We start from the raw sequence: 20450 nt of genomic DNA on the forward strand, positions 1-20450 counted from the left end.
GGCATTTGGTGCTTAACGATGGATCAGCATCTCAGAGTTGCGGTGCTCATGGGCGGTCCGTCCGGCGAGCATGACATCTCGCTCAAAAGCGGCCAGGGGGTGACGGACGCTTTGCGTCGTCGGGGCGTCTTCGCGGAGCCTCTCATCATTCCGAAAGTCGGCTCCCGCGGCACGGCGTGCGCCTTCGTTTCCTCGTCGCTGCAGCAGCAGCGTCCCGATGTCGTCTTTATCGCGCTGCACGGAGCTTTCGGCGAGGATGGCACCGTCCAACAACTCTGCGAGAATCTTCATCTGCCCTATACCGGATCGGATGCTCGTGCGAGCCGTCTCGGCATGGATAAGGTGGCCTCGCGCCGCGTCTTCGAGGAAGCGGGCATTGCTGTGCCGCGATGGCAAATCGTCAATCTCCGTGAAGCTAGGAGCTGGAAGCTAGAAGCTGGAAGCAAATGCCAACACCCCCAGCTCCCAGCTCCCAGCTCCCAGCTTCCTATGATAGTCAAGCCAGTGCGCGAAGGGTCAAGTCTCGGCGTTTCCTTGGTGCGGCGTCCGGAGGAGTTCGGGCCAGCGCTTCGCATGGCCGGACAGTATGGCGGCGAAGCGCTGATTGAAGAGTATATCGTGGGCAGAGAAGTGACGGTCGGCATCTTGGGCGAAGAGCCGCTCCCCGTCGTGGAAATTCGCCCGCATCAGGGATGGTTTGATTTCGCCGCAAAGTATACGGCCGGCATGACGGAGTATCTCGTGCCGGCTCCTCTGCCTCCGTCAGTGGCTGAGGCGTCGCAGGCGGCGGGGCTCGCCGCGCACCGCGTCTTGGGCTGTCGGCATGTGTCCCGCGCTGACATCCTGTTGCGCAACGATCAGCAGCCCGTCGTGCTGGAGATCAACACGATTCCCGGATTTACGCCGACGAGCCTGTTGCCGAAGGCCGCGGCGTGTGCCGGCATCTCCTACGATGAGCTCTGTGAGCAGCTGGTGATGATGGCATGGCAAAAAAATATCGAGCGGCACCAGGCCTACTCCCGCGCGTAGGGCGGTGGATCCTCGCGCAGGCGCGGGCCATTGCGACGCATCCGCATTCGCTGGTGTGCAGCCTGCTGCTGGGTCTGGCCCTGTGGGGCATGGCGCTCGCCCTGCGGCGGGCGGATGTGTTCCGCATCGCGCGCGTGGAGCTGCCGGAGCGTCCCGCCTTGTCACTGCCCCAATCCGTGATCGGGGCGAATCTCTGGGCGGTGGATCTGCAAGCCCTCGCAGCCGCATTGAAGGCGCAGCAGCCCGCCTTGCGCACCGTGCGGGTTATTCGCCAATTGCCCAACACGCTGCGCATCGAAGCCGTGCCGCGGCGGCCGGTGGCGGTGGTCCAGCTTGGCTCTTGGTATCCGGTGGATGCCGGAGGGTTCGTGCTGCCGGAGCCATCCAGCCTGCCGCAGGAGTCGATGGTTCGGCTCACCGGCCTCTCGCAGCGGTCGGTGAAACCCGGCCGGGAGTCTGCCGATGAACGGTTGCAATTGGCCCTCCGCCTGCTCGCGCGCCTGAAACAGGCTCCGCCGCTGGTCGCGCGGCATCTGGCCGAAATCGATGTGGCCGACGATCACGAAATCCGTTTTCTCCTGCGCTTATCTGCGCAGGGAGACACCGAGGTCCGATGCGGATCGGAGCAGGAGCTTGATCAGCAATTACGCCGGCTGCAGGCGGCCTTGAACGTGATGACCAGGCAGGTGCTGCCGGCGCGCTACATCGACGTGCGATTCCCCGAACCCGTGATTGCGCCGAGAACATAATGCGTGGCCACTTGGCCACGGAGTTGTGATGGCCATTCAGCCGTTAGTCGCTTTGGACGTTGGCTCAACGAAAATCGCCTGCGCCATCGGCCTGCCGCATCAGCAGGCGGCGGGCTTCGAGCTGCTCGGCAGCAGCCTCGTGCCCTATCCAGCGCCGTTGGAAGGATGGCTCTCCGATCCGCTGCTCGTCGGTCGCACCATCGAGCAGGCCCTCGCCGCCACGGCGGTGCGCGCGGATGTCTCGCGGGCGCTGGTCGCCATCAATCCGCCAGCGCTCATCAGCGAGCAGGTGCGCAGCATGGTGCGTCTGGCGGATGAGCCTGTGATCGTGCGGGCCCACGATCTTCAGCGCCTGCAGGAACGCGCGCTGGATCAGGCGCTGGCCGTGGACCGCGACGTGCTGCTGATGGAACGGCTGAGCACGAGCGGCAATGGCTTTGATCATCTCCGCGATCCCCGCGGGGTAACCGCCACGCGGCTGATGGGGCAGTTTCATCTCGTGTCCATGCCGATGGCGGCTCGCCGCCGCCTGGTGCAGGCCGTCGAGTCAGCGGGCTTGGAAGTGGCGCGCTTGAGCTGGACCTTGCCGGCCGCTCTTGCGGCGTCGGCGGATGCGCTGGGGTCAGCCCAGCGCGTGCTCATCATCGATGTGGGGGGATGGTCGACGACGGTCGGGGTGTTCGTGGACGGCGTCCTCTCGGCGTCGGCTCGCGTGGAGGAGGGCGGAGGGCCCCTGGCCATGGCGATCGCCACACAGTTGCAGACGACGATGGATCACGCCACCGCCTGGAGCCTAGAAGCAACCTTAAGCCGCAAGCCCGAGGTTCGCGCGCTGATCGACGCCTCATGGGCGCGCCTGAAGCCGGCCATCGCCGGCCTGCTCGCCGAGGGGCCTCGCCCCGATGCCGTGCTGGTGACCGGCCGCGGGGCGCTGCTCGACGGTTTTGTTGAATGGGTGGAGCAGGCCACCGGCATGACGGCGACCATCAGCCGCAGCGCGCGCACCCAGCGGCTGACCGACCTCGCCCGCCAGGTCGCGTTGGCACCGGCGATCGGCGTGCTGGAGCAGGCCACCCGCGCCTTCACCAATGGCGTGCCGAGGCCATCCCACCGATTCGTCGACCGCCTCATCAGCCGCACCCGCACCATCCTCACCGAGTATTTCTAAAGCCATATCAGATATCAAAACGCCATTTGATATCTGATATCGCTCGTGCTAGAGTAGCCACCGTGTTAGCCGATTGTCTCCAGTCAGTTCGAGACCGCATCGCAAAGGCCTGCCAGCGCAGCGGCCGTTCCCCATCAGCCGTGACGCTGATTGGCGTGACCAAAACCGTGCCGGTCGAGCGGATCGAGGAAGCAGTCACGGCTGGCTTGACGGATCTTGGCGAAAATCGCGTCCAAGAAGCTCGAGCGAAGCACGTCGTTCTTTCTCGCTTCCAGCTTCCAGCTTCCAGCTTCCAGCGGAATGTGCGGTGGCACATGATTGGTCATTTGCAGTCGAATAAGGCCAGGCAGGCCGTCGAAATCTTTGACGTCATGCATTCAGTCGATTCGCTTCCTCTCATCGAGGTCTTGGAACGCGAAGCGGCCAAACAGTCGAAAGCGGTTGACGTCTTGATCCAAGTCAACGTCTCGGGGGAAGCGGCCAAAAGCGGCTGCCGCCCCGACGAAACGCAAGGATTAGCGCAAGCCCTCATGAACACCTCGCACCTGAAACTCACCGGCCTTATGACCATTCCTCCTCTCGCTGATAGCCCCGAAGCCTCGCGTCCCTTCTTCCGCCAATTACGCGAACTTCGCGATACGCTTCAGCGAGGACCACTCGGCCACTCGGCCACTCGGCCACTGCAGTTATCCATGGGCATGTCCCACGATTTTGAGGTCGCCATCGAGGAAGGCGCGGATGTCGTCCGCATCGGCACGGCGATCTTTGGGGCGCGAGCCACATGACGTCACTTCGCAGTGTCCGTATTGGCATCATTGGCGCGGGGAAGATGGGCCAGGCCCTCATCAAAGGCCTTTTAGCGACGGGCCTTTCGCCGAATGCCCTCCGCGCCGCTGACGCGGATGCGGCGACGCGCAAGGCCGTCAGCCAGCGCTTTTCCGTGCAGGTCGCCGAGGACAATCTCGGGCTCGTCCGGTGGACGAACGTGGTGATTGTTGCCGTCAAACCGCAGCAGTGTCACGATGTGATCGTGCCGCTGGCCTCCGAGTTGACCCCGCAGCATCTGGTGATTTCGATTGTGGCCGGGATCACGCTTCGATGGTGGCAGGCAAAGCTCCCTGGGGTGCCGGTGGTGCGGGTGATGCCGAATCTTCCGGCGACGGTGGGTGCCGGATTTTCCGCCATTGCGTGGGGGCCAAAGGTGCGCCCGCGCCATCGGGCGATGGCGCGCGCCATCGTTCACGCCGTGGGAGAGGTGGCGGAGCTTCCCGAGCGGCATTTCGATGCGATCACCGCCGTCAGCGGCTCAGGCCCCGCGTATGTCTTCTCCCTCGTGCAAATGTGGGAGGACGCCGCCCGGGCCCTGGGGCTGCCGAAGGATGTGGCGTCGGCCGCCATCGCCCAGACGCTCTCGGGTAGTGTGGCGCTGCTGCGCGCCAGCGGGGAGCCGGCCGGCGCGCTCGTGAGCCAGGTCGCCTCGAAGGGGGGTACGACGGAAGCGGCGCTCAAAGTCTTTGAGCAGCGACGCCTGAGACTCCATATGATGGAGGCGCTCCGGGCCGCCGCGCAGCGCTCCAAACAACTGTCAGAACGATATCAGATATGAAATGGCCATTTCATATCTGATATCGCCTTGAGGGAGGGGAGAGGATGTTCGTTCTGGCTAACGCGCTGGAGGCGATTGCCGTCATCGCGGATAAAGTGCTGTGGATCTACAGCCTCATCCTGCTGATCGCCATCCTGCTGACCTGGGTGAACCCGGATCCGTTCAATCCGATCGTGCAGTTTCTCCGCGCCGCGACCGAACCCGTGCTGGACTGGATCCGGCGCCATCTGCCGTTTGTGGTGATAGGCATGCTGGATCTGTCCCCCATCGTCGCGTTTCTTGGCATTCAACTCATTCAGATGGTGGTGATCCGCACCCTCTTGGACGTGGCCATCCGCCTCCGCTGACGATTCGCATGGACTATAAGACCACGCTGAACTTGCCGAAGACCAGCTTCCCGATGAAGGCGGATTTGCCGAAGCGGGAGCCGCAGTATCTCGCCCGGTGGCGCGACCAGGACCTCCACGGCCACATCCGCAAGGCGCGCGCCTCCGGAGCGCCGTTTATCCTCCACGACGGTCCGCCGTATGCCAATGGCGACATCCATATCGGCCACGCGCTCAATAAAATCCTCAAAGATCTCATCGTGCGCTACAAAACGATGCAAGGGTTCAACGCGCCGTACGTGCCCGGGTGGGATTGCCACGGCATGCCCATCGAGCACCAGCTCTTTAAAGAATTGAAGCTGACGAAGCATCAGATTGCGCAGACCGAGTTCCGCCGGAAAGCGCGGGCCTACGCCCAGCGCTATGTCGATGTGCAGCGCAGCCAATTTCAGCGGCTCGGGGTCGCCGGCGACTGGGATCGGCCGTACCTGACCATGGCGCCGGAGTATGAGCTGGCCATCCTGCGCGTGTTTCGCGAGCTGGTGGAGGCCGGCTACATCTATCACGGCAAAAAACCGGTCTATTGGTGCGCCTCCTGCGAGACGGCCTTGGCCGAGGCTGAGGTGGAATACGAGGATCGGCACGACACGTCCATCTATGTGGCGTTTCCGGTGGTGGAGCCGCCGACCGTGGTGCCCTCCGGATGGCGCGATGTCTTTCAGCAACCCAAGCGGCTGGCCATGGCCGTCTGGACCACGACGCCCTGGACGTTGCCGGCTAATGTGGCTCTCTGCGTGCATCCGCAGGCGAAATATGTGCTGCTGCGCGCGGCCGGGTGGGATCATGATCTGTTTGTGGCCGAGGCACTCGCTAGCCGATTGGCCGGTGTCCTTCATGCGGGGCTTCCGACGACGATCGGCGCCATCGCGGGCAAGGAGCTCGCCGGGATGCGGTGCGCAGCCCCGTTCGGCCTGCCTGCCGCGACGCCCGCGGCGCAGGCAGGCGGCCGAGCCTCCGTCGTCGTGACCGATGAAAGCGTGTCCATGGAAGAGGGGACCGGCATCGTCCATATCGCGCCGGGCCATGGGCAGGAGGATTACCTCATCGGGCAGCGGTATCAGCTGCCGGTGCTCTCGCCCGTCGACCATCAAGGCCGCCTCACCACGGAGGTGCCGGAATTCGCCGGGCAGCCGGTGTGGGAGGCCAACGAACACATCATCCAACGCTTGGCGGCCGATCGGCGATTGCTCGCCCAGGAGATCATCTCCCATTCGTATCCCCATTGCTGGCGCTGCAAGCAGCCGGTCATCTTCCGCGCCACTCCGCAGTGGTTTCTCAAAGTGGATCCGTCGTTCCGCGAGCGATTGCTCAAGGCGGCGCGGCAGGTGACGTGGATTCCGAGCGTGGGATTGCATCGCATCACCGGCATGCTGGAGCATCGGCCGGATTGGTGCCTCTCCCGCCAGCGCTATTGGGGCACGCCGATTCCCATGCTGCATTGCGTGCCCTGCGAGCAGCCGCTGCTCGATGTGGCTGTGATCCAGCAAATCGAAGCGGCCCTCGCCCGGCAGGGGGTCGAGGCGTGGTTTACCGAATCGGCGCAGGCGCTGGCCCCGGACGCGCGTTGTCCGACGTGTTCAGGCGCCGCGCTCCGGAAAGAGACCGACATTCTCGATGTCTGGTTTGATTCCGGTGTGAGCCACGAGGCCGTGTTGAAAGCGCGCCCCGAGCTGAGCTGGCCGGCGGAATTGTATCTTGAGGGCTCCGACCAGCATCGCGGATGGTTTCAGGTGTCGCTGATTCCCTCCGTGGCCCTGACCGGCCAGCCGCCCTACCGCAGCGTCTTGACGCACGGCTTTGTGGTGGATGGCGAAGGGCGGAAGATGTCCAAGAGTTTAGGCAACGTGGTGGCACCCCAGGACGTCATGCAGCGCTATGGCGCCGACATCCTGCGCTTGTGGGTGGCCTCCTGCGACTATCGGGATGATGTGCGGATCTCGGAAGAGATCCTCCGCCAGGTCGCCGAAACCTACCGCAAGCTCCGCAACACCTTTCGGTATGTGCTGGCGAACCTGTATGATTTTGCGCCCGGGGAACCGGGGCTCACGGCGGCGGATCTGCCCGAGCTGGACCGCTGGGCGTTAGGGCGCGCGCACGAGGTCTTGCAGGATGTCACCCGCGCGTATGACGCCTACCAATTTCATGACGTGGTCCGCGCCGTCTATCAGTTTTGCGTGGTCGACCTCTCCGCCTTCTATCTGGATGCCCTGAAGGACCGGTTATACACCGACGCTCCGACGGGAGCCAAACGTCGCTGTGCACAGCAAGTGCTATATGATATACTGCAACTGTTGGTGAAAATCTTAGCCCCGATTCTCGTCGTGACGACGGAAGAAGTCTGGGACGTGATGCGCGAGGCGGGGTGGGTCCGGGAACCGTCGGTGCATGCGGCCACCTGGCCGGCGGCGCCCACGTCGAGCGTCACGGATGAAGCGTTCCGGAGCCGATGGGCGACGTTCTTTGCCATTCGCGATGTCGTGATGAAGGCGCTGGAGGACGAGCGCAGCCGGGGGACGATCGGCAGCCCGTTGGAGGCGCGTCTGACACTGATTGTCAGCGACGCCGAGCTGCAACGGCTCTGCGAGACGCACCGCGAGACGCTGGCTGAAGCGTTTGTGGTCTCGGAGGTGCGGGTGGAGCTGACCCCCTACGAGCGCGCGTCCTTGGCGACCGGCGTGCCTGGGCTCTTGCGGGTTCGCGTTGAGCGGGCGGCGGCGGCCAAGTGCGCTCGATGTTGGAAGCACCTGGCCAGCGTCGGAGACGATGCCGCGCATCCTGAGCTCTGCGCGCGGTGCGCTGCGGTGGTAGGGCGGGTGTCAACCCGCCAGCGGTAGAAAAGACCAGAGGAAGGCGATGGCGTTCACCAAAGATCATCTCAAGCAATTTCGGCAGCTCCTGATTACCGAGCGGGTCAAACTGGCCGGAGAAATCCGGGCCATCGCCCAAGAAAATTCGAAAAGCCCTCGGGAAGCTTCCGGCGACCTGTCGGCCTACACGCTGCACATGGCCGACATGGCGGCCGACACGTATGAGCGCGAGCTGTCCATGAATATCGTCTCCAGCGAGCAAGAGCTGCTGTATCAGATTGATGATGCGCTCAAGCGTCTTGATGACGGCAGCTTCGGCCTCTGCCAGCAGTGCAGCGAGCCCATCACCATGAGCCGCTTGAAGGCGGTTCCCTACGCATCACTCTGCATCAGTTGCCAACGCGCCAAAGAACAAAAACCCAAAAAGTGACAGGCACGTTTGGCCCTCAAAAAGTGCCTGTCACTTTTTGTTGCTGATGCGCCTGCCGTGGATCATTAGCGCCCTAACGCTGGCCACCGACCAAGTCACAAAGTTCGTCGTCGCCGCCTCGTGCGTGCCTGGCCAACGCCATCCCCTGTTTCCCCCAGTGCTGTCTCTGACCTATGTCCAAAATACGGGGGCGGCCTTCGGCATGCTCAAAGGGTTGTCAGCGCTGTTGATTGTGATCTCACTCCTCGTCGTGGGATGGCTCACATGGGAGGTGATCAGCAAGCCAGCGCTCCCGAGGCTTGCGCAATGGGGCAGCGGCCTGATCATCGGAGGGGCGGTCGGCAATCTCATCGATCGGCTTCGCTTCGGTTACGTCATCGACTTTATCGACGTCCGCGTCTGGCCGGTGTTCAACATCGGCGACTCAGCCATCACCATCGGCGTCTCGCTCCTGATATGGTATTCACTTCGGCGACGATAATTTCTCCGGCCACTCGGCCACTCGGCCACCGGGCCACCTGCTGATGCACCCCGTTCTCTTTTCCTTTGGCCCAGTCACGCTGTACACCTACGGCGCGATGATGGTCGCGGCGTTTCTGACGGCGACCCTCTTAGCGGCGCATGTCGCGCGGCGCCTGCCGGCCGATCAGCGGCCGATGAATCCTGAGCGCGTGGTGGATTTTTCGTCGGTCATTCTTCTGGGAGGGCTGGCGGGCGGCCGGCTCTTCTTTATCCTGCTGCACTGGGACGAGTTTGTTCCTTCGCCGTGGGAAGCGCTCGCCCTCTGGCATGGCGGGCTGGTGTGGTATGGAGGGTTTGTGGGGGGGCTGGCGGGTGCGTGGCTCTATGTGCGCGCGCAGCGGCTGAATATGCTGCGCGTCCTCGATTTCTACGTCCCATTTCTCGCTCTGGGCCATGCCATCGGACGGATCGGCTGTTTCTTCAACGGCTGCTGCTATGGCAAGCCCGCCGACAGCTGGTGCGGTGTGACGTTTCCGGGGCAAAATGTCCGGGTAATTCCGACACAGTTGATCGAAGCGATCTGTCTTGCAGTGCTATTTCTGTTGCTTCGAAGTCTGCAGCGTCCATCAGTGTTGAAGTGCTCGGGCCGTGTATTCGGCGCCTACCTGGTCGGCTATGCCGTCATTCGGTTTGTTGTGGAATCATTGCGTGGCGATCAGGTGGTGTGGGTCGCCGGCTTGACACTGCAACAGGTCATCAGCCTCAGCGTACTCCTCTCCGGCCTCCTTCTCGTGAAAAAAATGGCTGTCCCCAAAAGTGACAGTCACCAAAAGTGACAGTCACCAAAAGTGACAGTCACTTTAGCTTCAGCGATGCGGACGTATCAGTTTCACATCAGCGCCAAGGAAGCCGGCGCGCGGCTGGATCAGTATCTTGTTCAGCGCTTACCCCAGGAGGTCTCGCGCGCCATGGTCCAGCGGGGGATTCGCGCCAGGCTGATTCTCGTCGATGGCAAACCGGCAAAGGCCAGCACCAAGTTGCGCAGCGGCAGTGTCGTGACCGCGCCATTTGAGGAGCTGCCGGCTCCAGCGCGCGATGTGCCGCTGACACCTCAGGACATTCCGCTCGAGATTGTGTATGAAGATGACCTACTGCTCGTCGTGAATAAGCCGCCTGGCCTCGTCGTCCATCCAGCGCCAGGGCATTGGGAGGGGACATTGGTCAACGCAATTTTATGGCATTTAGCAAGTCGCAAGGTCGCAAGGTCGCAAGGTCGCAAGGAATCGTTGGACCGGGCGGGGATTGTTCATCGACTCGATAAAGATACGTCTGGATTGTTGCTGGTGGCCAAGACGGCGCAAGCTCAACTCTCGCTCTCTCGTCAGCTCAAGGCGCGGACGGTCAAGCGGCGCTACCTGGCGGCGGTGGAGGGGCACCTTCCGCTGAATACCGGCACGATCAATGCGCCCCTGGGCCGCCACGCGACCCATCGCAAGGAAATAACCGTCCGGCATCTGGGCGGCCGATCCGCGGTGACGCACTACCGCGTCCTCCATCGAGATAATGTCGAATGTCGAATGTCGAATGTCGATTCGTCATTCGGCATTCGTCATTCGAAATTAGCCTATTCAGTTGTCGATATCGCGCTGGAAACAGGCCGGACGCACCAGATCCGCGTCCACATGGCTCACCTTGGCTACCCAGTGCTGGGCGACCTCACCTACGGCAAGCGCCCGGCCAGTTTTTGGCACTCGCTCGGGATCACCCGCCAGCTCCTCCATGCCTACGCCATCCAGTTCCAGCACCCCTCGACCCATTGCTCCATGGCCCTCACCTGTCCGCCGCCTGAAGACATGGTGGCGCGGATTCCCCCTCAAGCGATATCAGATATCAAACGCCCGTTTGATATCTGATATGGATTGCCCGTTTGATATCAGATATGAAATGACCATTTCATATCTGATATCGCTCTTGCTCTTGACGCGGTTCCTGCCGATCAGGCATACTTCCACTGAATAGATAGGAAAGCCCTACTGACAAAGCCACACCTGTCGTAAGGCAGGGTCGGAAAGCCACAGCTCCCGATGAGGGAGGGCTGGGTTGCCAAAGGGGGAAGACGTGAATCAGTACCGGCTGTTGAACCTAACTTGGGTCTACCTGGTTAGGTTTTTTTCTTACCTCGGTTGTGCCCTTTTTGAGTCCGATCGTACGCAACGAGGGCACACTCATGCTTGAATCCCTCGTCTCCTCACGTATCCGGCGCACCCTCCTTGAGCACATCCTGACCCATCCCCAAGAACCCTTCTACCTCCGAGGACTGGCCAAGCAGCTCAGCCTGTCCATCAGCCCGCTGCGGCGCGAGCTGCTCCGGTTGGAACATACCGGCATGCTGAGCGCCGTGGAAGAGGGGAACATGAGGTTTTATCGCGTCAATGCAACATCGGCGGCCTTCCTTGAACTGAAAGATGTGGCCAAGTGGCCCCGCCTACGCCAAGGCTTCGGCGGGCAGGCAAGTGGCCAAGTGGCCCCCAGCCCTCAGCTCCCAGCTCCAAGTGCCACAGCTCCGATCTTGATGGGTGTGATTTCTCCAACGCCACAGCAGCCATGGTGGAAGCAGCCGCTGTCGACCCCGATGCTTTTTTTATCGGCGGCACTTGGCATCGCCTTCCTGATCATGGTGGCCGGCGTGTCGTACCTCGCCGTCACAAATCAGCGCTTGGCGGTGGCCACCGAGCAGGCGGTCACCGCACCTCGCACCAGCGTGACCGTGGTCACATCCACCCCGTCGGCTTCGCGCACGATGCAGGGGAGTCGATGGCGCCTCGTCCCTGGCGCGATGGGCGGGTTTAGCGCGTCATCCGGCGGCGACTCCAACGAGAGCTACTAACATGAGGAAAGGTGGTGACTCAGTGATGACGCGGTATGGGATGAAGCCCTCTTTCGCGTTGCGGATTCTGCTTGCCATCTCGCTCTCACTGGGCCACTTGGCCACTTGGCCACTCAGCCACTCGCGTGCGGAAGCTGCCATCCCCTGGATGATCAACTACCAGGGACGGCTGACCGACGCCACCGGCCAGGCGGTGACCGGGGCACTCACCATCACCTTCCGCCTGTATGACGCCGCCACCGGCGGCAGCGAGTTGTGGAAAGAGGATCAAAGTGTGAGCCTGGCCGAAGCGGACAGCGGGGTGTTTAACGTCATCCTCGGCAGCGTCACCGCGCTCTCCACAGTGGATTTCAACGCGCCGATGTGGCTGACGGTCCAGGTCTCCGGCGATACCGAAATGAGTCCGCGCCAGCGGCTGACCGCCAGCGGCTACGCGATGAACACGGATAAGATCGACAGCCTCGACTCGGCTAGTTTCATGCGAACCGACACCAGCACCTCCACCTCAGGCAAGATCACGATCACCCGCGCCGGCACCGCCCTCGTTATCACGCCAACGACCAATCCGGATGCCGGCACCAAGATGATCGATGTGCAAAACGCCGCCGGGACGTCCAAGTTCAGCGTCGATAACGACGGCAATCTCACCATCGCCGGCGATGCGACCGTAGCCGGCGACGCGGCGGTGACCGGTGACGCGACCGTCACCGGCAATCTGACCGTCTCGGGAACGATCAGCGGTGCCACCAGCGTGAATAGCACTACCGCGGCCACCTTTACCGTGGATAGCGACAACACCGGCGGCAGCGCGCCGGCCAACGGGGCGGGCCTGGTGATCGAAGGCGGTAGCGGCGATGCGTCGCTGCTGTGGAATACGACAACGTCAGACCTCACCCTCGACAAGGACATGCGCTTAACCGGACAGAAGGCGTTGCGTCTTTCGGATTCTTCCGATTATTACGTGGGCTTCAAGGCGCCCTCAAGCTTATCCTCAAGTGTCGTGTGGACGCTGCCCAGCGCGGACGGGGCCGCCGATGGCTATGTGTTGAAAACCGATGCCGCCGGCGCGCTCTCCTTCGTGAACCCGTCTGGCATTTCCGGCGTTGGGGATATCACTAGCGTCGGCGATTGCACGGGCAGTGCGTGTTTCACCGGTTCCAGCGGCACAACACTCACCTTCAAAGGCTCCACCTCCGGCACGACCACCCTCGCCCCTGCGGCGGCGGCCTCCGGCGTGCTGACGCTGCCGAATTCGACCGGGACCGTTGTGTCCACCGGCGATACCGGCACCGTCACCGGCACGATGATCGCCGACGGAGTCAGCGGGGTGTCGCTGACGACGGATGTCACCGGAACACTGCCCGTCGCCAATGGCGGCACCGGAGCCGCCACGCTGGCCTCCAATGGGGTGGTCTACGGCAGCGGTGCTAGCGCGGTCGGCGTGACGACGGCAGGAACGACTGGCACCGTCTTGCACGGCAACACAGGTGCTGCCCCCTCCTTTAGCGCGGTCAGTCTCACGACAGATGTCACCGGAACACTGCCCCTAGCCAACGGCGGCACGAACAACGCGTCGCTCGACAACTGCGCCACCGGCCAGGTGCTGACCGTCACCGCAGGGGCAGTGGCGTGCACGGCGAATTCGGACGCCGGCAGCGGCACGACCAGCACCACGTTCACCATCGATTCCGACAACACCGGGGCTGTGGCCGATGGGGCAGGGATCGTGCTGGAAGGCACGACGGATAAGTCCATCTTATGGGACGCCACGAATACCGAGTTTGACGTCAATGACGACGTCGCCATCAGCGGCGACATGCTCATCGACACGACCGGCGATGCGGATCTGGCGGCCTCCGGCGGCAGCCCGTCGCTCACCAACCGGACGCAAAGCGAGGCCCTGGCGGTGGCGACCCAGCCCACCGCCGCGGATTCGGATGGGGTGATCAAACTCGGACGCGATAACAGCGAATGGGAGTACATCTGGTACGACAACTCCGCGCGAAGCGGGGCAGGCGAGTTCGTCTTCAGCAGCTCGCAGCGTGTGGAATCATCCAGCCCCGCCTACATGATGTTCTCGACGGGAGCCAACACCACGCGGTACGCCGTGAAGTTTGATCCGGATGTCACGCCCAAGACCATCAGCTTCGTGGAGATCACGAATCCAGGGGCCAGCCAAGTGGAGACGACGCTCCTGGAAATGAAGGCCGGGGGGCGCATGGGGCTTGAGTTCAGCAACCTGGTCCGGAATGGGTCGTTCGAGGCCTTCAGCGCGCTGGAGAAATTCAAAGATGCCGGGTTTACCGGCGCCTATCAGCATGGCACCACCGCGGCGACGGCCTATGAAGGCGGTTGGGCCAACTTTGCGCCGGATGAATGGACCTGGGTGGCGGGGAATATCGTGCAGCACTCCCCGGTGATGCTCGCGAATGTGACCGCCAACATCACCGTGGATGCGGCGCATGGCAAGAGCGCTGTGGGCATTAAAGATACCGTCATCGGCACGTCCTACACGATCCCGAATGATGGCAACGATGGCGCGATCAAGCAGGTGATCAAGAACCTCAAGCCGAGCACGACGTATGCCGTTGGTGTGAAAGCGCTGGTCACCAACGCCTCAAACTCAACCGCCCTCGTGGATGTCATGGGAGACGATGCGGCCGGACAGCTCACACCGGTGGCTGTCAGCGCGGCCGGCCCGCTCTCGACGCAAGCGGCGACCTTCACCGACCTCATCGGCACCTTCAAGACCGACTCGCTGGCGAGCGACATTACGCTCTTCTTGCTCTGCCGCCAGACCGGCAGCCCGGTGGCCGGGGACATGTGCCGGTTCGATGCGATCCAGGTCGTTGCCAGCAAGTCGGTGCCGGAGTTTTCGCCAAACGCGATCGTGGATTCCGGCGACCAGACGATGTACGGCATGCTGCGCATCGGCCGCACGACGGATAGCGAAGGCGGGGCCGGAGGCGGGATCCTCGCGGTTGACCGTTTCGTGCGCACTCGAGGGGTTGAATTCTTCAGGGACGACCCTGGGTTTACCGGACAGGCTGGAGGCATGGGAACGATCGGTCCGCCAACCCCCACGGTCTCCAATCCTGGCGGCACCGCCGGAAGTCTCTCCTTAACGGCGAGCGGGACGTACACCGGCACCGACCCTGTCGAATATAAGGTCCGCATCAGCAGCAACGGCGCTCCGAATCAATTTCGATGGAAGAAGCGCATCGTGCCGAGCGGCACCTTTGGGGCTGAAAGCTCTCCGATCAACGTCTCGATGTCGGCACAGACGCTTGAGCTCGGGGTGCAGGTGAGCTTTAACGCGACGACGGGCGGCAACGTCAACGACGAATGGATGTTCGGCGCCATGGGGACCGCGATGCAAAACTCCTATAGCTCCTTTACCTCCACGGCCTCCTACACCCCAGGAGAAAGCAAAATCTTCATGGATCCGTACACGAATAAGATGACGTTTCAAGAGGGCACCAAGCGGGTGACGCTCGATCAGATCACGGATGACGTGGCCCAGCCTGCCATTGTCGGCTACCCGACCTTCTCCGGCTCCGGCACGATGTCCATGAGCTCCTACGGGACCTACTCGGGAAGCACCTCGCGAACCTACGAAGTCGTGATCGATGGCGATAATACGGCCGGCACCGCGAATGCGGATACGTTTAAATGGCGGCCCATCTCCAACGGGTCGTTCACGCAGACCGGGGTGTCCATCCCGCAGAATGGCACGTCGGTCACGCTGGAAGACGGGATTCAAGTGTCGTTTTTCAGCTCGCCCTCGCTGAAATATAACGAAGGCGTCATGGGAGATAAATGGACCTTTAACGTGTATCCTGCCACGAGCGGCAGCTCAAAAGTCAATTCGATCCGTTCCTACGACAACGTGACGGACAACCGGCCGCCCCTCAGCGGCGCGGTGCGGTTCGTCCAAGGCAGCAACATCACGCTCGGGCAGACGGGCCAGGACATCACCATCAACGCCTCGCTCGCCGGGGCCGACGGCAAAGATGTCAAATCCAGCGCCTCAGACAGCACGGCCACGTTCCTCGCGCAGGAAATCATCGGCGGCAGCGGGATCGGGGTGGCGGAGAGCGGGGCCGGCGACACGAAGACGCAAGTCTCGCTGGCGGCCCTTGGCGCGGACTGGAACCAGACCGGGGCGTACAGCATTGTGCTCAACAACACCGCAGCCGGCCTGAAGATCTTGGAAGCTGGTGCCACCCCCTCGCTCTACGGCATCTTCGATGTGGCGGATCTGAACAGCGCCGATAAGACGTATACATTTCCGGATGCCTCTGGGATCGTGATCACCACCGGGAATCTGGCCAGCATCACCGCCACCGGGACCGTTGGCACCGGCACGTGGAACGCTGACCCCATTGCGGCCGGCAAAGGCGGGACGGGTATTGACACGAGTGCTGCCACTGGTGTTGCGCAAATTGCCAGCGGCACGTGGTCGGTGTCTGGGACAACCGGCACCGGCAACATCGTGCGCGCGAGCTCGCCCACGATCACGACACCGACGATCAGCGGCGACATTACCTATTCCGGCGCACAGCCCAAGCGCACGGCCATTTTGACCTCGGCTGGTGCCATCGTCGCACCCGCGGCTGGGTTTGCCGACCAGCTCCGCACCGACGGGACGAACTTCAGCTACTACACGCTGAACTTTGATCAAACCGCGCAGGAGAAAGCCTACTGGCAGTTTGTCGTGCCCAGCTCCTACACGGGTGCCACGGTGGACGTGACGATCTACTGGACCTCCGCGGCGACCAGCGGTGACGCGGTCTGGCGCGTGGCGACCGACAGCAAGGCGGCTGGGGCGGCATGGGACGCAGTACTCTCCGCGCCCTCAACCGCACCCCCGGCAACGACCAGCGGCACGGCCAATGCGGTCAACACGACCACCATCACCGGGGTCACCTCGGGATGGGCGCTGGATGAGCCCGTCGTCTTTGAGCTGATCCGCGTGGCGGCCGATGGCAGCGACACCCTCGCCGCCGACGCCAAGGTGCTCCAAGTGAAGATCGAGTGGACGTCTGCTACTGAGAGTGACTAATGGAATTGACGATTGACGATTTTCGATTGACGATTAATTTTCAATTTCCGATTGCCGATCGTCGATTGAAAATCGCACATCGACAATTAATCGACAATCGTCAATCGACAATCGAAAATCTCTTGTGTTGTTGACACTCAAATTGCCCGGCCGGGTAGCTTGTTCCGGCTCCTTCTGCAGAGGGAGCTGGGAGATGGTGAAGCTGCCCGGTCTTTTTTTCCGGGTGAGCGAACTAACGGTAGACGTCGCGACGATGCGCAATGCGATGGATCACAACGCGGCGGATATGATCTTCAATGGTGTAGACGATCCGATAACGACCGATACGGATGCGGTAGGTGTTCGGAGATCCCGTCAGTTTTTCCGTACGGATCGTCCGGGGGTTCTCGACCAGGTGACGGACAGTGTTCGTGACGGATGCGGCGATCTGAGAGGGAAGATGGTTGAGCTGTCGTTCGGCCGAGCTGGTATAGAAGACGCTATACAAGGCCAGCTCGCTTCAGCGAGGCATGGACTTTCGCCATGGGAACCAGTTTTTCGTGCCGGTGAGCCTTGAGGTAGGCGATGTCATCACAATCCTCAACGAGATCCACAAGCTTGCGGTATTCGCGGACAGGCAACTGGACCGCTCGCGTGCGACCTCTGCCATCAACGATGAACTGGGTGTGTAGCGTAATCATCGATCATCTCCTTGGCGGTGACAGATTCCGCAAAACGTATATTCCCAGTATAGCCGACATGCGACAGAGTGTCAAAGAAGCGCAGGCTGGAGTTATGGTAGAATGAACGCGAATACACACCAACGGATGCGACTGCGGACAGTGCCAAGTTCGCTCGCCGCTGCGAAGCCGAAGCGGCCTCGCTTCGGCGTAGCAGGGTTCGCTGCCCTCAGGCCCTTCTCTTTTTTCTCTCCCTCTCCCGCTCAAAGACGATATCAGATATCGAAGTGGCATTTCATATCTGATATCGCCTCAGACTCCAACTGGAGCCAGTCTAGCGGCGGCAACACCACGGTCAATTTAGACCGCGTGGCTCAAGAGTTTGATCGTGGCGAGGTGATGAGCGGCCTGATGCAGTCGCTCATCTGCGGTAATCAACGTGGCCCCAAGATTCTTTGCAGCGGCGAGGTAGCAAGAGTCATAGTACGTCAGACGGCTGCGGTGGGACAGGTCGGCGGCTTGGTGCAGGAGCACTTCCGTGGGCGCGATCAATTCCAACTGAAAGCGCAAGATGTCGCTCAGCGCAGCTTGGGTGTCGGACAAGGTGAAATCACGCTTGAAGCGGAGGGCATTGCCGACTTCGTAGAGCAAGAGATCTGGAGCGGCCAACAAGACATCGCCCGCCAGATGACGCTGCCGCAACTTCAGCGCGTGAGGCGAGTCAGTTTCCTGCAGGAACCATTTCAGGACGACCGAGGCGTCAACAACCGCAATCATCGTGCTTCGCGAATTTTGCGAAGCACGGCAACACTCTCAAAGCCAGGCTCAGGCTTGCCGCAGCGTTTGCGCAGCGCGTCCATGTGGCGTGCGGCCTGGCGCATCGTGGCGACGTCCCTGAGGCGGGATTTGATGAATTCTTCCACGGTGAATTTGGTGAATTTCGCTACAGCCATTATTCCTCCTTGCAGTAGGAGTGTAGCATGAGCCGCCACCGACGTCAAAGACGATATCAGATATCACACGGCCGTGTGATATCTGATATCGCTTTGGTCTTAGGGCTGCTCCTGCTGCCGGCGTCGGCGGAAGCCCTCACGAAATGCTGCAACTGGAGCCAATCCAATGGCGGGGCCAACAACACCACGCATCCCGGCGCCTCCGACGTCGCCACCTTCACCTCTGGCGGCAACACCAACTGCGCCGGAACTCTTAGTTTCAAAGCTGGGAGAAGGTCAACGATAAACCTCGCGGCGGTGTTTGATGCGATACACCGTGACGAGTCGTTGAACGTCATCAATGGTGAACAGCACGCGGTAATCACCAATCCGGATGCGGTATCCTTCGCTGCCGGCCATTTTCTCAACGCCATGGCGACGAGGATTATCTTTGAGAGTTTCAACTACAGAAAGGATGCGGGCGGTGTCTCGCGCAGGGATGGGACGAAGCTCTTTGAGCGTGCGCCGATCGTAGCGAAGACCGTACATCACGCGACTAACGGTGGGCGTGGTGTTTCAACGACTTTAGCAGGGCGTCGTGCGAGAGAAACTGCTTGGCTGTCCGAACGGCGTGCTTCAGGTCCAGTGCATCTTCAAGACCTTCGACGGTGCGCAAGAGATGCTGATATTCAGTCCAGGAAAGCATTACGCCCTGTCGGTGGCCTTTTGCGTCAACGACAAATTGCTCATGAAGTTGTGGCGGCATGGTACGTCTCTCCTTTGGCGGAAGTGTAACACAGATGGTACAGGGCGTCAAATATGAGGCCACTGACAGCTGGTAGCTGAAAGCTAACGATGATGAAACGATACACTTGGATGACAACGTTCGCGATTGGGGCAGCAGGGTTGATGCTGCTGAGCGCGTCCGATGCGGAAGCCGCGACGAACGGCGGCGTCTCTGGCAAATTACAGGCTCTGAATGTGGAGGGTTCGGATCGCGCGGAAGTCTTTCACGTTTCTGGTCAGGAGCGTGGCATGGCTCATCAGGGCCGTGGCGGCGATCAAGGCATCGGGTATCGTGATGGAATGGCGAAGGCGCAATTGGGCAGCCAGCCGAGCAATCCGAGATGTGATGGCGACCCGAGAGAACAGCTCCAACAACTCAACAACCGATCGTTCTTCACGCGGGGTCAAGACAGGGCTACTGAGAAGCTCGCATTCCGTGATCACCGACAGGTATTTGGCCAACTACGAAACCTCGCGCTTGAGCCGCAGCTCCCACTCCCGACGAATCCGACGCTGATAGATGCGGCCGGTTGGCAGACGTCCACGCAACAATCCAGCGGTACGGCTTACAATGCTCGGCGCATGACGATGGCTGATGCGGATCATGGGCTGGGGCAGTCGAACCGACCATTTGATGGCTTGGAGTTGATCCTCCAAACGCTCAAGTTGATCAATCACGTTAATGGCTTTCATGGCATCGCCCTCCCTCCCAGGAGTCTAGCATGAGCGGCCACCGTCGTCAAAGACGATATCAGATATCACACGGCCGTTTGATATCTGATATCGCCTTGGTCTTAGGGCTGCTCCTGCTGCCGGCGTCGGCGGAAGCGGCGACGAAGTACTGGATCGGAGCCGCCGGAGGCAGCTTTAACTCGGATGCCAACTGGAGCCAGTCCAGCGGCGGGGCGAACAACACGACCCACCCCATTTCGACCGATCTTGCAGTCTTCGATAGCGCCGGCAATACCAACTGCCTCATGGATTCCGCTGTCAGCGTCCAGGGGATCGACATTCAAGCCAATTATACGCAGACCATCACCCAAAATGCTGGGGTCACACTCACGATTGGCTCCTTGGGCTACGCCCAAGCCGACGGCATCTTTACCGGTGGCGATTCTGCGATCGACATCAACGATAAGGGCTTCACCCTCTCCGGCGGCGCCTTCACCAACTCCTCAGGGAATATGACGGTGGAACGTAACTTCACGGTCTCGGGTGGAACCTTTACCAACACCAGCAAAACGGTGACCTTCGACTCAACCGATGCATTTGATGATTCCACCCTCACCTGCACAGGTTCCCTTGGCGGCACCGTGGCGTTCAACAAGACCACCACCGGCGCGGATCTGACCGTGGCCAGCGGCTGTTCCATCGCGCTCGGGGCCGGCCCCACCTCCACCCTCGGCATCGCCAGCAGCAGCACCGGGCTGACCAACAACGGGACGATCACCATCGCCTCCGGCACCTGGACGGTGAATGCCAGC

Annotated in this window: 21 protein-coding genes and 1 riboswitch; of the genes, 13 read left to right on the plus strand and 8 right to left on the minus strand. The window is 61.5% G+C overall.

The genetic code is table 11. The annotated features are described in order from the left end of the window. Nucleotides 1-18: 18 nt before the first annotated feature. The 12 genes from HY737_00415 to HY737_00470 all read left to right on the plus strand — a co-directional run bounded on the left by HY737_00415 (nucleotide 19) and on the right by HY737_00470 (nucleotide 16589). Nucleotides 19-1029, plus strand: coding sequence for a D-alanine--D-alanine ligase (locus HY737_00415; GenBank protein ID MBI4596847.1), 1011 nt, complete (start codon nucleotides 19-21; stop codon nucleotides 1027-1029). Continuing rightward, the gene (locus HY737_00420; GenBank protein MBI4596848.1) at nucleotides 984-1778 is read left to right on the plus strand and encodes an FtsQ-type POTRA domain-containing protein; all 795 of its coding nucleotides are present in this window, start codon (nucleotides 984-986) and stop codon (nucleotides 1776-1778) included. Before HY737_00415 ends, HY737_00420 begins: the two co-directional genes overlap by 46 nt. A gap of 951 nt (nucleotides 1779-2729) precedes the next feature. After that, a complete protein-coding gene (locus HY737_00425; GenBank protein MBI4596849.1) occupies nucleotides 2730-3731 on the plus strand; it encodes a YggS family pyridoxal phosphate-dependent enzyme in 1002 nt (333 codons plus the stop codon). Continuing rightward, on the plus strand, nucleotides 3728-4552 hold the full coding sequence (locus HY737_00430) for a pyrroline-5-carboxylate reductase (protein MBI4596850.1): 825 nt from the start codon (nucleotides 3728-3730) through the stop codon (nucleotides 4550-4552). Before HY737_00425 ends, HY737_00430 begins: the two co-directional genes overlap by 4 nt. A 44-nt stretch (nucleotides 4553-4596) precedes the next feature. After that, the gene (locus HY737_00435) at nucleotides 4597-4899 is read left to right on the plus strand and encodes a YggT family protein (GenBank protein MBI4596851.1); all 303 of its coding nucleotides are present in this window, start codon (nucleotides 4597-4599) and stop codon (nucleotides 4897-4899) included. 8 nt (nucleotides 4900-4907) lie between these two features. Further along, on the plus strand, nucleotides 4908-7772 hold the full coding sequence (ileS, locus tag HY737_00440; GenBank protein ID MBI4596852.1) for an isoleucine--tRNA ligase: 2865 nt from the start codon (nucleotides 4908-4910) through the stop codon (nucleotides 7770-7772). Between the two features lie 19 nt (nucleotides 7773-7791). Continuing rightward, nucleotides 7792-8175 (plus strand): TraR/DksA C4-type zinc finger protein, encoded by a 384-nt coding sequence (locus tag HY737_00445; GenBank protein ID MBI4596853.1) that lies wholly within the window; start codon nucleotides 7792-7794, stop codon nucleotides 8173-8175. A gap of 46 nt (nucleotides 8176-8221) precedes the next feature. Next, nucleotides 8222-8656, plus strand: a complete 435-nt coding sequence (gene lspA, locus HY737_00450; GenBank protein ID MBI4596854.1) for a signal peptidase II — start codon at nucleotides 8222-8224, stop codon at nucleotides 8654-8656. Between the two features lie 43 nt (nucleotides 8657-8699). After that, a complete protein-coding gene (lgt, locus tag HY737_00455) occupies nucleotides 8700-9473 on the plus strand; it encodes a prolipoprotein diacylglyceryl transferase (GenBank protein ID MBI4596855.1) in 774 nt (257 codons plus the stop codon). 36 nt (nucleotides 9474-9509) lie between these two features. Then, nucleotides 9510-10550, plus strand: coding sequence for an RluA family pseudouridine synthase (locus HY737_00460; GenBank protein ID MBI4596856.1), 1041 nt, complete (start codon nucleotides 9510-9512; stop codon nucleotides 10548-10550). 118 nt (nucleotides 10551-10668) lie between these two features. After that, nucleotides 10669-10745, plus strand: a riboswitch (cyclic di-GMP riboswitch). Nucleotides 10746-10864: 119 nt separating this feature from the next. Continuing rightward, nucleotides 10865-11524 (plus strand): winged helix-turn-helix transcriptional regulator, encoded by a 660-nt coding sequence (locus HY737_00465; protein MBI4596857.1) that lies wholly within the window; start codon nucleotides 10865-10867, stop codon nucleotides 11522-11524. Between the two features lie 40 nt (nucleotides 11525-11564). Beyond that, on the plus strand, nucleotides 11565-16589 hold the full coding sequence (locus tag HY737_00470; protein ID MBI4596858.1) for a hypothetical protein: 5025 nt from the start codon (nucleotides 11565-11567) through the stop codon (nucleotides 16587-16589). A 232-nt stretch (nucleotides 16590-16821) separates the two neighbouring features. On the opposite strand, the gene HY737_00475 is transcribed toward HY737_00470, so the two are convergent. The 8 genes from HY737_00475 to HY737_00510 form a co-directional block, all read right to left on the minus strand. Further along, nucleotides 16822-17076, minus strand: a complete 255-nt coding sequence (locus tag HY737_00475; GenBank protein MBI4596859.1) for a type II toxin-antitoxin system RelE/ParE family toxin — start codon at nucleotides 17074-17076, stop codon at nucleotides 16822-16824. After that, nucleotides 17069-17269, minus strand: a complete 201-nt coding sequence (locus tag HY737_00480) for a hypothetical protein (protein MBI4596860.1) — start codon at nucleotides 17267-17269, stop codon at nucleotides 17069-17071. The genes HY737_00475 and HY737_00480 overlap by 8 nt, the downstream gene beginning before the upstream one ends. 339 nt (nucleotides 17270-17608) lie before the next feature. Further along, complete coding sequence (locus HY737_00485) at nucleotides 17609-18025, minus strand: type II toxin-antitoxin system VapC family toxin (protein ID MBI4596861.1); 417 nt, start codon at nucleotides 18023-18025, stop codon at nucleotides 17609-17611. After that, nucleotides 18022-18201: a hypothetical protein gene (locus tag HY737_00490; GenBank protein ID MBI4596862.1), complete on the minus strand. Its 180-nt coding sequence runs from the start codon at nucleotides 18199-18201 to the stop codon at nucleotides 18022-18024. The genes HY737_00485 and HY737_00490 overlap by 4 nt, the downstream gene beginning before the upstream one ends. Before the next feature lie 276 nt (nucleotides 18202-18477). Further along, on the minus strand, nucleotides 18478-18729 hold the full coding sequence (locus HY737_00495; GenBank protein ID MBI4596863.1) for a type II toxin-antitoxin system RelE/ParE family toxin: 252 nt from the start codon (nucleotides 18727-18729) through the stop codon (nucleotides 18478-18480). A gap of 7 nt (nucleotides 18730-18736) precedes the next feature. Continuing rightward, nucleotides 18737-18946, minus strand: a complete 210-nt coding sequence (locus HY737_00500; GenBank protein ID MBI4596864.1) for a hypothetical protein — start codon at nucleotides 18944-18946, stop codon at nucleotides 18737-18739. A 200-nt stretch (nucleotides 18947-19146) separates the two neighbouring features. Then, nucleotides 19147-19428, minus strand: a complete 282-nt coding sequence (locus HY737_00505) for a type II toxin-antitoxin system VapC family toxin (GenBank protein MBI4596865.1) — start codon at nucleotides 19426-19428, stop codon at nucleotides 19147-19149. After that, nucleotides 19429-19659, minus strand: a complete 231-nt coding sequence (locus HY737_00510) for a hypothetical protein (GenBank protein ID MBI4596866.1) — start codon at nucleotides 19657-19659, stop codon at nucleotides 19429-19431. Nucleotides 19660-19688: 29 nt separating this feature from the next. On the opposite strand from HY737_00510, the gene HY737_00515 reads away from it, so the two are divergent. Then, a partial coding sequence (locus tag HY737_00515) for a hypothetical protein (protein ID MBI4596867.1) occupies nucleotides 19689-20450 on the plus strand: 762 nt, incomplete at its 3' end.

The sequence above is a fragment of the Candidatus Omnitrophota bacterium genome, from assembly GCA_016209275.1.
GTDB lineage: Bacteria > Omnitrophota > Gorgyraeia > Aquiviventales > Aquiviventaceae > JACQWM01.

Excerpts from the sequence above, each read along its gene's own strand:
- HY737_00415 (MBI4596847.1), top strand. The coding sequence starts at position 19 with ATGGATCAGCATCTCAGAGTTGCGGTGCTCATGGGCGGTCCGTCCGGC.
- HY737_00420 (MBI4596848.1), top strand. The coding sequence starts at position 984 with ATGGCAAAAAAATATCGAGCGGCACCAGGCCTACTCCCGCGCGTAGGG.
- HY737_00425 (MBI4596849.1), top strand. The coding sequence starts at position 2,730 with ATGGGTGGAGCAGGCCACCGGCATGACGGCGACCATCAGCCGCAGCGC.
- HY737_00430 (MBI4596850.1), top strand. The coding sequence starts at position 3,728 with ATGACGTCACTTCGCAGTGTCCGTATTGGCATCATTGGCGCGGGGAAG.
- HY737_00435 (MBI4596851.1), top strand. The coding sequence starts at position 4,597 with ATGTTCGTTCTGGCTAACGCGCTGGAGGCGATTGCCGTCATCGCGGAT.
- ileS (MBI4596852.1), top strand. The coding sequence starts at position 4,908 with ATGGACTATAAGACCACGCTGAACTTGCCGAAGACCAGCTTCCCGATG.
- HY737_00445 (MBI4596853.1), top strand. The coding sequence starts at position 7,792 with ATGGCGTTCACCAAAGATCATCTCAAGCAATTTCGGCAGCTCCTGATT.
- lspA (MBI4596854.1), top strand. The coding sequence starts at position 8,222 with ATGCGCCTGCCGTGGATCATTAGCGCCCTAACGCTGGCCACCGACCAA.
- lgt (MBI4596855.1), top strand. The coding sequence starts at position 8,700 with ATGCACCCCGTTCTCTTTTCCTTTGGCCCAGTCACGCTGTACACCTAC.
- HY737_00460 (MBI4596856.1), top strand. The coding sequence starts at position 9,510 with ATGCGGACGTATCAGTTTCACATCAGCGCCAAGGAAGCCGGCGCGCGG.
- HY737_00465 (MBI4596857.1), top strand. The coding sequence starts at position 10,865 with ATGCTTGAATCCCTCGTCTCCTCACGTATCCGGCGCACCCTCCTTGAG.
- HY737_00470 (MBI4596858.1), top strand. The coding sequence starts at position 11,565 with ATGAAGCCCTCTTTCGCGTTGCGGATTCTGCTTGCCATCTCGCTCTCA.
- HY737_00480 (MBI4596860.1), bottom strand. The coding sequence starts at position 17,269 with ATGATTACGCTACACACCCAGTTCATCGTTGATGGCAGAGGTCGCACG.
- HY737_00485 (MBI4596861.1), bottom strand. The coding sequence starts at position 18,025 with ATGATTGCGGTTGTTGACGCCTCGGTCGTCCTGAAATGGTTCCTGCAG.
- HY737_00490 (MBI4596862.1), bottom strand. The coding sequence starts at position 18,201 with ATGGCTGTAGCGAAATTCACCAAATTCACCGTGGAAGAATTCATCAAA.
- HY737_00495 (MBI4596863.1), bottom strand. The coding sequence starts at position 18,729 with ATGTACGGTCTTCGCTACGATCGGCGCACGCTCAAAGAGCTTCGTCCC.
- HY737_00500 (MBI4596864.1), bottom strand. The coding sequence starts at position 18,946 with ATGCCGCCACAACTTCATGAGCAATTTGTCGTTGACGCAAAAGGCCAC.
- HY737_00510 (MBI4596866.1), bottom strand. The coding sequence starts at position 19,659 with ATGAAAGCCATTAACGTGATTGATCAACTTGAGCGTTTGGAGGATCAA.